This is a genomic window from Paenibacillus sp. FSL R7-0163 (genome assembly GCF_037969975.1).
Taxonomy (GTDB): domain Bacteria; phylum Bacillota; class Bacilli; order Paenibacillales; family Paenibacillaceae; genus Paenibacillus_AQ; species Paenibacillus_AQ odorifer.
Genome location: NZ_CP150224.1, coordinates 1,821,698 through 1,834,723 on the forward strand (window position 1 = coordinate 1,821,698; position 13,026 = coordinate 1,834,723).

11 protein-coding genes are annotated in these 13,026 nt (G+C 44.2%); all 11 read left to right on the forward strand.

The window, feature by feature from the left end; translation table 11 throughout:
• Nucleotides 1–21: 21 nt before the first annotated feature.
• The 11 genes from NST45_RS08050 to NST45_RS08100 all read left to right on the forward strand — a co-directional run bounded on the left by NST45_RS08050 (nt 22) and on the right by NST45_RS08100 (nt 12,972).
• The gene (locus NST45_RS08050) at nt 22–381 is read left to right on the forward strand and encodes a GIY-YIG nuclease family protein (RefSeq protein WP_036688839.1); all 360 of its coding nucleotides are present in this window, start codon (nt 22–24) and stop codon (nt 379–381) included.
• Nucleotides 382–569: 188 nt separating this feature from the next.
• The gene (locus NST45_RS08055; RefSeq protein WP_076100250.1) at nt 570–1,568 is read left to right on the forward strand and encodes a Gfo/Idh/MocA family oxidoreductase; all 999 of its coding nucleotides are present in this window, start codon (nt 570–572) and stop codon (nt 1,566–1,568) included.
• Between the two features lie 2 nt (nt 1,569–1,570).
• Nucleotides 1,571–2,488 carry an AraC family transcriptional regulator gene (locus NST45_RS08060; protein ID WP_235219571.1) on the forward strand — a complete coding sequence of 306 codons (918 nt, stop codon included), beginning with the start codon at nt 1,571–1,573 and terminating at the stop codon, nt 2,486–2,488.
• 17 nt (nt 2,489–2,505) lie between these two features.
• Nucleotides 2,506–3,588: a Gfo/Idh/MocA family oxidoreductase gene (locus NST45_RS08065; RefSeq protein ID WP_076100251.1), complete on the forward strand. Its 1,083-nt coding sequence runs from the start codon at nt 2,506–2,508 to the stop codon at nt 3,586–3,588.
• Between the two features lie 139 nt (nt 3,589–3,727).
• Nucleotides 3,728–4,432, forward strand: a complete 705-nt coding sequence (locus NST45_RS08070; protein ID WP_036689130.1) for a response regulator transcription factor — start codon at nt 3,728–3,730, stop codon at nt 4,430–4,432.
• Between the two features lie 3 nt (nt 4,433–4,435).
• Nucleotides 4,436–5,821 (forward strand): HAMP domain-containing sensor histidine kinase, encoded by a 1,386-nt coding sequence (locus tag NST45_RS08075; protein WP_076100253.1) that lies wholly within the window; start codon nt 4,436–4,438, stop codon nt 5,819–5,821.
• A gap of 90 nt (nt 5,822–5,911) precedes the next feature.
• On the forward strand, nt 5,912–6,445 hold the full coding sequence (locus NST45_RS08080) for a hypothetical protein (protein ID WP_038572145.1): 534 nt from the start codon (nt 5,912–5,914) through the stop codon (nt 6,443–6,445).
• Nucleotides 6,446–6,544: 99 nt separating this feature from the next.
• Nucleotides 6,545–7,666: an FtsW/RodA/SpoVE family cell cycle protein gene (locus NST45_RS08085; protein ID WP_076100255.1), complete on the forward strand. Its 1,122-nt coding sequence runs from the start codon at nt 6,545–6,547 to the stop codon at nt 7,664–7,666.
• Nucleotides 7,667–7,696: 30 nt separating this feature from the next.
• Nucleotides 7,697–8,716, forward strand: a complete 1,020-nt coding sequence (locus NST45_RS08090; RefSeq protein ID WP_036688825.1) for an LCP family protein — start codon at nt 7,697–7,699, stop codon at nt 8,714–8,716.
• Between the two features lie 223 nt (nt 8,717–8,939).
• The gene (locus NST45_RS08095) at nt 8,940–12,110 is read left to right on the forward strand and encodes a GNAT family N-acetyltransferase (protein WP_076100257.1); all 3,171 of its coding nucleotides are present in this window, start codon (nt 8,940–8,942) and stop codon (nt 12,108–12,110) included.
• Nucleotides 12,097–12,972 carry a TatD family hydrolase gene (locus NST45_RS08100; RefSeq protein WP_076100259.1) on the forward strand — a complete coding sequence of 292 codons (876 nt, stop codon included), beginning with the start codon at nt 12,097–12,099 and terminating at the stop codon, nt 12,970–12,972. The genes NST45_RS08095 and NST45_RS08100 overlap by 14 nt, the downstream gene beginning before the upstream one ends.
• Nucleotides 12,973–13,026: the final 54 nt, after the last annotated feature.

Here is a 13,026-nt window from a genome sequence, read left to right on the forward strand (position 1 = left end):
GAAGGAGAATCATGAATCATAATGGACAAAAGCAAACGTAAAGAACTTCAGGAGCAATATAAGCAGCTCAAGACTTACATGGGTGCTATTCAAATTACAAACAAAATAAGCGGAAAAATATTCGTTGACAGCTATCCCAACCTGAAGAATAAATGGATGACTATACAGATGCAATTAGATATGGGCAGATTTGCGAATGCAGAGCTGCAAAAGGACTGGAAGGAACTTGGAGCAGAAGCTTTCAGCTATGAGGTATTAGAGCAGAAGGAGTCAGAAGACTTAACCGACGTGCGCTGGGAGCTTAAACTATTGAAAAAGAAGTGGTTCGAGAAATTGCAACCCTTTGATGACAAAGGATATAATAAGCCACTTACCCATTAAGCCAAGTATAAAGAAACCTTTAGCTTTCATAGCAAGGGTTTCTTTTTTTTGGATCGTATTTCACTCCGGATTTTATGTGTCGTAATATTATATATGTTTTGTCGCATTTTCCTACTAAAAAAGCTGTTTATTATGTGTTATTTTTATAGCAGATGTCAGAATAACATATATACGGGAGGCACAAGTAAATGACCATTAGAATTGGTAAGCTCAGCTATTGGCATGTGCATGCATGGGATTATACCAAGCAAGCTCAGGAGCATGAAGATACCGTATTAGCTGCAGTTTGGGACGAAAACGTAGAGCGTGGGAACAAAGCTGCGGAAAGCTTGAATATTCCTTATTTTGAATCACTGGATGATCTGCTTGCGCAAGAGGATATAGATGCCGTTATCGTGGATGCACCAACGAATATGCATAGAGACGTAATCATGGCTGCGGCCAAAGCGGGTAAACATATTTTCACAGAAAAAGTTATTGCCCCAACGTTAAAAGAAGTTAACGCAATCATCGCAGAAGTTAACGAGAACAAAGTGAAGCTAACGGTCTCCTTGCCTCGTTTAAATGACGGCTATACATTAACTATTCAAGAGATTCTAAGTCAGGAACTGCTCGGCAAGATTACTTACGTTAGAGTTCGCTTATCCCATAACGGAGCAACGGAAAGCTGGCTTCCTGATCATTTCTTTAGCTTGGAGCAATGTGGAGGCGGAGCTTTGATTGATCTGGGCTGTCATCCCATGTATTTGGCGAAGCTTTTCTTAGATCAAGATGTGACTGGGGTAAGTGCTAATTTTGGTTATGTAACCGGTAAAGAAGTGGAAGATAATGCCGTAGTGACACTATTTACGGATTCAGGAGCAATTGGTGTGGTGGAGGCTGGTTTCGTGAATAGTCATTCGCCGTTTACTATCGAGGTGCATGGAACTGAAGGAACGCTGCTTTACGGAACACCAGAGAATAAGCTTCTTCTTAGAACGAACAAATCCACGGATAAAGAAGAAGGCTGGAAAGAAGTAGCCCTGCAAAGCAATCGTGAAAGCGCCTTCCATCAATGGGTTGATCATATTCAAAATAATACACTTGGCACTCAAAATGTTGAAATGGCAGTTGAGCTTACCAGATTAATGGAGGCGGCGAACCGCTCGGCTAAAGAAGGCTGTGTAATTCCGATTGGGAGGACTTAACGTTGAGCAGCTTTCCCTATGAGATGATGTTTGAGAAGCAGGATATGCTTGAAAGATTGGATATCACGATTCTATGGGGACATTACGAGATTACAGTGTTTAGATTTCATTTGACATCTTTTCCACCGGGCAGAGTAGTCGAGTTCCATAATCATTCTGAATTTGAATTTCATTTCATTCCGCGCGGGAAGGGAGAAGTCATTCTTGGGGATCAAAAATATCCTCTTTCAGAAGGAATGTTCTATCTAACCGGACCAGGTGTTATGCATCGTCAAGAGGCGGATGCTGATGAATCTATGGAAGAGCTATGTCTGCATGTTGACATCAAAAAGAGGATCAGGGATGATGCTGATCTTTGGGAGGTTGCGGAAGCTGAAACCTGTGTGGAGAAGCTGAAGTGTTTACCCTTGGTTCCAGCACAAGACTATCACGGGGCTATGAAGTGTTTTCGAGAAGCGTACGAAGCATGCGATGGGAAGTTGACCGGATATTATACTTCAATTAAGCATCTTGTGATCAGTATTTTACTAAAGGCCGTTAGAGCGTATGATTCAGGCGGGATCCGCACGGAGGCGCCGGTTAGAGATATGCTGACTTACCGGTATCAATACGCAATGCAATATATGGAAGCGAATTATTCAGGAACGGTTACCTTAGAAAATGTTGCGGAAAAGCTAAATATTAGTTCAAGGCAGCTGCAGCGGGTGTTTAAGCAAGTAAATGCAGAACAATCATTCAGTAGGGCGCTTGAGGATATTCGATTGCAAGCGGTCTGCCGCAAGCTTGAAGAAAGCAATTATCCGATAGAACAAATCGCACAGTCGGAAGGGTTTACCAATGCTACCTATTTGCATATTGTCTTCCGCAAGCGGTTAGGTATGACACCGGCAACTTATCGAAACAGCAAACAAATCCATTAGAGGTGAGGGTGAAGGATATGAGTAAGGTTTTTCGTGTAGGGATTATTGGATGTGGTGGTATTGCGAATGGCAAACATCTTCCAAGCTTGAGCAGACAAAGTAAGGTTGAAATCGTGGCTTTTTGTGACATTATTAAAGAACGTGCTGAAGAAGCAGCGGAGAAATACGGAAATAATAAAGCTACTGTCTATACGGATTACACTGAACTATTAAAAGATCAATCCATTGATATTATTCATGTGCTTACGCCTAATGATGTCCATGCGGAAATATCAATCGCTGCTCTAGAAGCCGGAAAACATGTGATGTGCGAAAAACCAATGGCTAAGACGGCGGCAGATGCCAAACGAATGGTTGAAGCAGCGAAACGTACAGGCAAGAAGCTGACCATTGGATATGACAACCGGTACAGAGAAGACAGCTTATATTTGAAAAAAGCTTGTGAGTCCGGAGAGCTTGGTCATATTTATTTTGCAAAAGCACATGCCATCAGACGGAGAGCCGTACCGACCTGGGGAGTATTTCTTGATGAAGAGAAACAAGGCGGCGGTCCGCTTATCGATATCGGAACCCATGCGCTGGATCTAACCCTTTGGATGATGGATAACTATAAACCAAAAGTTGTGCTGGGCACTAAATATCATGAACTTTCACAAAAAGAAGAAGCCGCCAACGCATGGGGACCGTGGGACCCTAAAAAGTTCACCGTAGAGGATTCAGCCTTTGGAATGGTCGTAATGGAGAATGGTGCAACAATCATGCTGGAAGCGAGCTGGGCTCTGAATTCACTAGACATACATGAAGCGAAATGCAGCTTAAGTGGGACGGAAGCAGGCGCAGATATGAAGGACGGACTTAGAATTAACGGAGAGAAATTCAGCAAGCTGTACACCAATAAAATTGAGCTTGGGGCAGGCGGTGTTGCCTATTATGAAGGAAAAGCTGAAAGTGCTCCGGATATAGAATTAAGAAAGTGGATTGAAGCGATTGAACAGGATAAAGACCCGGTTGTAACTCCTGAACAGGCTTTTGTCGTTTCGCAAATATTGGAAGCTATTTATGAATCGGCGCAGACCGGCAAGGCTGTGTATCTGGATTAGATTTTTGACAACTATAGCGATTTAGAGTAATATCCACTTGTGATTTAATTATAGGGATCCGAGACAAGACTCTCTCTTTACCGGGAGAGTTTTTTTGTTTTTTTACTTGTTTAGACTCTGGGTAATAGGGGTGGAAATCGTGGATACTGTTGATCGCAATCATGTGCTTATTGTGGAAGATGACGATAATATTAGACGTTTTATATCTATAAATTTAACGAATAATGGGTTTGTGGTTAGTGAAGCTGCTTGTGGAGAAGAAGCATTGCAGAGCTTTGAGGTGAGCCGTCCAGATGTTATGGTTCTGGATATCATGTTGCCTGATTCTAATGGGTTCGAAATATGCCGAAAGCTAAGAGAGAAAGACGCTGGGGTCATCATCATTTTCTTAACCGCACGTGGACAGGATTTGGACAAAATCAATGGCCTTGAAATGGGTGCTGACGATTACATTGTTAAACCTTTTAATCCATTAGAATTGGTAGCACGTATTAAAGCTATTTTGCGCCGTACAGAATCCGCTCTAAAGCCGCAAAGAACTATACTTCAAGCTGGACCGATCCGGCTGGATTTGAACGCGAACAAGATGTTTAAGCAGGATGACAGCATTGAATTAACTCCGAAGGAATTTCAGTTGATGAAAACCTTTCTGGAGCATCCGGATACAGCACTCTCTAGAAATGAATTAATGAATCTTGTCTGGGGAGAGGATTATATTGGAGATCCCAAAACGGTGGATGTTCATGTGCGTAAGTTAAGAGAGAAAATTGAGGTTGATGCTTCTAATCCGCATTGGCTTGAGACGGTATGGGGGCTCGGTTACCGCTTTAGAAAGGATGGTTGAAGAATGGGGATTCAGAAAAGATTAGTAGGAAGCTATTTTATACTCATTTGTCTTACTGTGCTCATTCTTGAAATCATTCTTAATGTATCTTTGCGATATTATTATTTTCATAACATAGAGGAAACCTTGATGAATCAAGCAGAGCTATCGGCTTCTTTTTTTCAGCAATACTTTGGGGACCAGGATCTGGTGGAACAATCGGATAGGTTACTGAAGGGTTTTGCGAGTCATTCTGATGCACAGGTGCAGATTATTAATGTTGAAGGCTGGCTGTTGCAGGACTCAAATGGACTTCAAGGCGATCTAACTATGACTGAGTACATAGATGTACAAGCAGCAATAAAAGGGCAGCCCGGCAGTTGGAAAGGTGCGGACCCTAACACAGAGGAAGCAATTTACGCGGTATCTTATCCCTTGCAGGCTAATGGAAACATAGTGGGGGGAGTCAGATTTATCACGTCCTTAACGGAAACTATACATACAGTTAAACATATTACGGTTTTACTGATCGGGGTGGGGATAATCGTTATTGGCATTGTCACCTTACTTGGATTATTGCTGTCTTGGACCATAACCAGATCAATTAAAGATCTGAAGCAGGCAGCAGACCAGATGACCGAAGGAGATTTCAGCATCAGAGTGCATAAGCGCTATCAAGATGAGCTTGGTTCATTGGCGGATACGTTAAATATGATGGCAAGCCGAATCTCCAAGAGTGAACAGCTTAAGAATGATTTTATCGCTTCCGTATCCCATGAACTGCGAACACCCTTGACCTCGATCAAAGGTTGGGCAATTACCTTAAAGGCGAGTGAGGTGAGTAATCAACCTCTATTTTATGATGGGCTTGATATTATTGAATCCGAAAGTGACAGGTTAACTCATATGGTGGATGAATTGTTGGATTTCTCTAAGTTGGATAACGGAAGAATCGCCGTTCACTTCACATCAGTGGATCTAACAGAACTGCTGCAGCATATCGGCAGACAACTTACCCCTAGAGCGACCCGACAAGGCATCTCACTAGAAGTGAAAATAGAAGAACATCTGCCAGTGATTCAAGCTGACGAGAATCGTGTGAAGCAAGTCATGATTAATCTCATTGATAATTCACTCAAATTTACTGGTTCATCAGATCGGATTTTAATCAGCGCCCATACGGTTCCAGGGAAAGTCGTGATTTCTGTAGAGGATACAGGCTCAGGTATCGCAGAGACGGATTTAGAGAATGTGCGGCAAAAATTCTACAAAGGGGATCAACAGGCTTCGGGCAGTGGCTTGGGTTTATCCATCTCGGAACAGATCATTAAATTGCATCATGGAGAGCTGCGAATAAGCAGCACTTTAGGCAAAGGAACGATTGTCCAATTTGACTTACCGATAGAATAAGAATTCAAATTTAACTATTTCATAACCACTTTCACCTCTTTCAAAGATAAAATACTATATATGCGGACAAGCGAGGAGTCGATGATCCAAATGCCGGGCAAATTCATAAAAATTGGTACCCTGTTTACAACTTTATTTTTGCTCGGAGGATGCGGAGTCCCGGCAACACCCGGAGAGCTGATTAAACCTCCATCATCAGAAGCAAGCCTAGAGCGAGACAAAACGAGCCAGGAATTTATTAAGTGGCTTCCAGACAAAGCTCAATTGATAACTCCGATGAAGGGACAAGAGGATAATGCCATCTCTTTTGGCGATATGGATGGAGACGGAATTGACGAAGCCGTAGTTGTGTATGAGTACAGTAAAAACAAAGGATATACTATAAAAGCAATGTTGTTGAGGCAGGAAAATGAAGCTTGGCAGAAGATTTCCGAGGTTGAGGGGTTTGGGTATGGTCTAGATTATGCCGGATTCTTTGATGTTGATGAAGATGGCCATAAGGAGCTCGCGCTGGGCTGGTCATTGGGTGAGGCTGGGAATGGTCTGGATATCTATACGCTAAGTGAAGATAAACTGAAGCTGTTATCGAAGAAAGCGTATCAGGGCAAATTTGATCTGAGGTAATCATTCAATTTAATCATCCGTAGCGCTTCAATGTGAAAAAAAGAAGTAAAAGTGCTCAGCACAACAAGAAAACTACAGAAATTAAATAGAGGTTGTTTTATGCTCATCTCTACCAAAATTGCAAAGCTGGACAGATCCGTACTTTTTCTCACCACCTGCTTAGTTGGCGTGGGTACTGTTGCTATTTATGAAGCGACTACGGATACGCGGTTAGACGGTCTTTACATAAGTTATTTGTATTTATTTGCTTTATTTTGCCTACCCATGTTATTCATTGCTTTGGTAGATTATAAGATTCTATTAGGCAGGTTAGCGTATCTCTTTTATGGCGTGGGCATAGGTTTACTCGTACTAGTCAAGCTGGTTGGAGAAAATCTCAATGGTGCCGTGCGTTGGTTAAGCATTGGGAGCTTTCAGCTTCAGCCCTCCGAGCTGGCTAAAATATGTACGGTGCTGCTCATTGCTCATCTATTAGGTACACGAGAGGGCCAGCAGCTGCGGTTTTTTCAAGATTTAGTACCGGTTTGTTTCGTTTTTTTAATTCCTTTCATTTTAATAATGGAGCAGCCCGATTTGGGTACAGCACTCGTATTTGTTGGCATATTACTTAGTATGCTGTGGATTGGCAACATCCGTGCTCTATATATGATTCTGATCCTTAGTGTTGTGATTATTTCGATCGGCACGATACTATGGCTGTATTATGCCAACTTCGACTTGTTATCCAAGATTGTCGAGCCCCATCAACTGTCACGAATCCAATCCTTTTTGGACCCGCAGAGCGATCCTGATAAATCTTGGCATGTGAAAAACGCAATGATAGCCATTGGCTCCGGAGGATTATCGGGCAATGAAGGTATTTTTTTGCGAAAAGGATATATTCCATATGCGTATTCCGATTCGATCTATGTAGTCATCGGGGGGAAATACGGTTTTATAGGTTCATCCGTGCTGCTGATGCTTTATTTACTGCTCGTGTACCGAATGATCTTTATTGCGCTGGATAGTAGGGACCGTGCGGGTACCTATATTGTCACCGGGTTTATCGCCATGTTCATCTTTCAAGTTTCCGTTAATCTTGGGATGCATATTGGGTTGCTGCCCCTGACGGGGATTTCATTGCCTTTTATTAGTTATGGAGGCAGCTCATTGCTAACTAATATGATTGCGATTGGCATGGTGTTAAGTGTTAAAGTTCATAAGGATGAAAGCACTGATTGAATTAGCTATTGGAACTGAGTGGAGGAAATTATGTCTAACAAACGCAAGTGGACAACAACCCGTAAAATTCTGACGAGCATTGGTCTTGTCTTAGGCGCAGCTATTATAGGGATTGGAGTATATGCAGGGTATTTATATAAAAAGACGGATGATGCGATACAGCGTATGGCAGCTCCAGTCACCATCCAGCCCACAGCTGCTCCAGAGGAAAAAAAGGAGACGGTATCGGTTGAACCTATGATTTTTCTGCTAGCCGGGGTAGATAGTCGGGATGGCGGTGGTGGAGTAATGAATACCGATGTTCTGATGCTTGTCAGCTTCAATCCGGACACGAAGTCGACGAGTTTCTTATCATTACCACGGGATTTGTTGCTAAAACCTAAATCGTTGCCTTCCCGCAAAGCCAATTATTATTATGCTTATCATTACATAAAAGACAAAACAGAGGCTATTCCAAATACAAAAGAGTTCTTCAGCAATTTGCTCGGTCTGCCGATAGAGCACATGGTTGTGGTGAATTTTGATGTGTTGCAGAAGACCGTGGATTTGCTTGGCGGACTGACTATAGATGTCGATATGGATATGAAATATACCGATACGGCAGATGGTACACACATCGATTTAAAGAAAGGCTTGCAGAAGCTGGATGGCAAACAAGTTCTTGATTTTGTACGGTACCGTAAATCGAATCAAGGAACGGCTGAATCCTCCGATTTCCAGCGCAATGATCGGCAGCAGCAAGTAATCAAGCAGATTCTGGATAAGCTAGGAAATTTCCAAGGCGTGTCCCAATGGGGAAATGTATTGGATATCATTGGTGAAAATGTGAAGACGGATATTCCTCAAGCAGATCTGCAGCAGTGGTTATTCAACTTCCCTAAACTTAAACCAGAGCATATTAATTCCTTACATGTGGAATCTCTTTGGAAGAGTCCGTATGTCTATGTGAATAAAGAGGATCTAAAACAAGCACTTACTACTCTGAGTACGGAAGCAGGCGTCAGCTCCGAAAGCTCATTACACTTGGAGAATGTTGGGACGGTGGATTAACATCAAAAAACTGCTCTTAGGAGCAGTTTTTTTGTAGCTTTCTGCCGGCTGTGAGTTTATGTAGAAAATAAGGTGAAAGAGTTTTTTACCTCGTATTGAGCTTCCAATTAATAGTATAATAAGAACTCGTAGGAGTTATTTCAATATGTTGTAGAGAGCTTATCCACAATAACTTTATGCGAATACATACTCATATTTTTTTGAGGAATAAGGAGATGAGAGCATGACTGTAAAAACTACAGCGGAACAAATCCGCATTATCGAATACGATTCTTCTTATGCTGGGGCGGTCGCAGAAATGTGGAACCGCAGCAACGAAAGCTGGGGCGGAGGCACTAATCAGAGAACTGAGGACAGTGTGCGCCGTGAGATGGAGATCTCGTCCAATCTTAATGCCTTTCTTGCCGTTGATGGCAAAGAGGTAGTCGGCTTCTGCAGCTTCGCCCACTACCGTCAAGATGAAGGGGCTTTGTATGTCCCGCTATTAAATGTGCGCCCCGATTATCACGGATACAAGGTTGGCCGCAATCTGATTCTGAACGCTGTTCGCCAAACAATAGAAGCGGGCTGGCCACGTCTTGATCTGTTCACTTGGGCAGGTAATACGAAAGCCGTACCGATGTATAAGAAATGCGGATTTTTTTGGGAGAAAAATGAAGATTACGTCCATCTGATGAACTTCATTCCAACTGTATTGCAAACGGAAGCACTTGCTCCTTATTTTGAAGAACTGGATTGGTATGCAGACAGTACCCGTGAACTTCCCATCCAGCCAGATGGCCGCCAGGAGCGTGGCTTTGATTTCTTTGATTATACTTGGCAAAAGGGAGAACTCTCCTTGCGGGCGGAATTCGAGAAGACTGGCCGCGGTCTGACCGCTCTTGATACACCAGACTATGAAATCTCCACGGAGATTGATGATCATGATCTTGTGTTCGGTTCGACCTACAAGATTCGCTATCGCATCAAGAATCGTTCGGCGTCTGAGCTGGCCATTGAGATCGAAGGCCAGAACGATAAAAATATCCGTTTTACTCTATCTGCTGCGCGAACACTAGCACCAGGTGAAACGGTTATCGTGGAAGGTGATTTTGAGCTTGATTCGGTTCGGGAAGAGCAGAACGATAAGAAGACACACCCCGTTGTTTTGAGCAAGTGGATCATCGGTGGCAAGCGTGCTGAATTCCGCATTGGCGTTGCTCCTAAATTCCCACTCAAAATGAAGATAGCGCTGCCACACCGGGAACTATATCTGGGTCTTCCTTCGGAACTGTACCTTAATGTGGAGAATAATTTTGCTTCAGAAGCAGAATTTTCTTTTGATTTGCCCGAAGACGAATTCCTGATGTGGGCGGACCGTACAGTAAGCTTTACTGTTCCAGCTAAGAGTAAGGCTTCTATTCAAGTACCCTTTACCCTAAAGTCATACGGTCTTTATTCACAGGCTATTGAGGTAACGGCCGTTCCGGTTGGAGAGAAGGCAGTCACCTTTATCAGCAAGCTATCCGTTCTAATGAAGGGAACGCATGGCCGCTTTGGTGGGGAAAACGGGGATCAGTGGGTGGCTGTAAATGGCGCCTACTCCATTCATCTTAATAATACCGACAATGGAATGTGGATTGAATATCCCGGCTCGAGCCATAATTTCTGGTTGACCCATCCGAAGTTAGGCAAGCCATTCGCAGAAGAATTCTCTAAGAAACAGGCCAAAGAAGTAAAGATCTATTCTGAAGGGGAGAGTCAGGTGCTCGAAGCCCTTTACGAGTCGGAAGAATTTCCGGGTCTTGAGATAAAAAGAGTGGCTAAGCTATTTGCTAACGGAATCGCTGAGTTTTATAGCGAGGTCTGCAATACCAATAGTGACATCCTGGAAGAAGACATGTATCTGTTGACGAATTTCGGCTTTTTCGGTAAACAGCTTATCTTGCCATATCAGGGCCAATACGTGGACATGGGCGATGCTTACTCAGGCGATCCAAGTCTTTGGGACAGTGCACAAATTACGGAGAACTGGTTGTTCTGCAAGGAAGAGAACGTCACATGCGGAATCTGCTGGGATCCTTCGCTAAAATTACTTCGCCCGGAATACCCGCTTGGGCTGGAGCATAATCTTGGCCGAATCTCCGCTGGAGATGTCGTACGGACAAAAACTATGATGTTTGCTCTTAACACCTTCCTTAAGTGGTCGGAATTTCGCGCCTTTGCCCTAAAACAGCAGAATTCGGTCATACCGGTGTTGGATGACCATCTTGAGCTAACGCTCGGCGGTGGAAATCCGTTTGCGGCAGGGGCACTTCATGCCGAGCTAATCGAACGAAAGGTGACACCGCTTGATGGAAGCCTTGAATTGTATGTACAGGCTGATGGAGAAGAGGAGCGAAGTGTCGCTGAGATGGAGTTGCAAAGAGGACAAAATTTGCACTCCGCAGGTTTTGAGCTCTCTACTGAGGATACAGAATCACCAGAACACAACGAATCTGGCCGTAAGGTCCGGGTCGTCTATCGCGGTGAGGACCGCATTCAAGAGCGAACAGGCCTCTGGTTTCCACAAACGGAAACAAGCGTTGTTTGTGGGATAGAAGAAGGACCTGCGGGTCCCATTTACACAGTGACCAACGGAGTTCTATCTATTGCAGCTGCTCCTGATTTCGGCAGTGTTGTGCATTCCTTGAAGCACCGAGGAGAAGAGTGGTTGGACAGCACCTTTCCGAAAGCAGAACCACGCTCCTGGTGGAATCCTTGGCATGGTGGACTCGGTGTGGGTATTTCTGGAATAGGCGGATTTAGCCGGTTGCAGGAGCCAAGAAGCGCAGCTTGGACGGAGCAGATGGATGATCACGGCAACGTCTGGAAGGGTTTGAGACTGACCACTTCGATGGAGAAGCAGGAAGCAAACCGGGGGATCACGATCAATCAGCATTACCTCATGCTGCCCGGAGTTCCTGTGCTCTGTGTGTTGATTTCAGTAACCAATGAAAGTGGAATGACGCTGCCGCATTATTCGCTATCCGAGGATAGTTACTTTAAGCCTTCACCAATCTATTCGGAAGGCTGGATGGAGCTCCCAGAGGAAGGCAACTTCCCTATCGGGAAGGTCGAAGCCCATCTGGAATCCAAGGGGCTTATCCGAATCGGTGCAACTTCGCGTAAAGACATGCTGCATGTGGTGCATAGTTATCCTAATCAGAGAGCTATGTCTTACGTGAACAATAAGGTATTCACATATGGTGTGAATCACCATCTACTACTTCTGAACGGAGAAACCGCTTGGACACAGCCGACCTTCATGATCATGGGAGAGCTCGCTCTGGATCCAGAGGTAATTCGTAATCTTATGAAGGTGACCTTTGCTAGTGCTTCTGACAAAAAGGAGACTATAAATGCCAATCATTGATATTCACATACATCTGTCGGACATCGATAGCTTTCATCAGACAGCACAGGACCTCTCCAAAGTTGATTACACAGCTGCTGGGCTCAAAGCGGAGTTTGACAAGAACGACGTTGTTCTCGGCATTGGAATGGGGGTCACGGAGCAGACGAAGGGTGCCTTTCCTGACTCTGCCTCTCCCAATCCGATGGGGCTTGACTTGGAAGATAGTGTGCCGCCATTCTTAATGGAATGCGTGGGCATTAATCCGAATATGCTCGGAGGAAAGGATGCTTTGGATGAGCTGGACCGAATTGAGGCACGGCTGCAAGCTCCTGAGGTAGCTGGTATTAAGCTTTATGCCGGGTACTATCATCATTACGTTTATGACAAAATCTACTCGCCGATCTATGAGCTGGCGGCCAAGTATGGCACGCCTGTGGTTATTCATACCGGTGATACGTATTCGATGAATGGATTGCTTAAGTATGCGCATCCGCTTACCGTGGACGAACTAGCGTTCCAACGGCGCGACGTGAACTTTATGATCTGCCATTTAGGCGATCCATGGGTGATGGATGCTGCCGAAGTGGTCGCCAAGAATCCGAACGTCTATGCCGATTTGTCCGGTCTCGTTGTTGGTGATCGGCCTCATTTTCAGCGGTTCATGAATGAACCCCTGTTTATGGATCATTTTCGCCGGGCGCTGGTATACTCTGATCACTATGAAAAAATGTTGTTCGGTACCGATTGGCCACTCGCGCCTATTGACCTGTATGCGGAGTTCGTCCGCCGACTTGTGCCTGAGCAGCACCACGAGAAAGTATTTTATGAGAATGCCTTTGCATTATTCCCACGCATCCAGCAGAGAATTGCAGCGCTCTGAGCGGAGCGGGACAGTATATTTTAAGCGCAGGAAAATAATATAATTACGAACAAG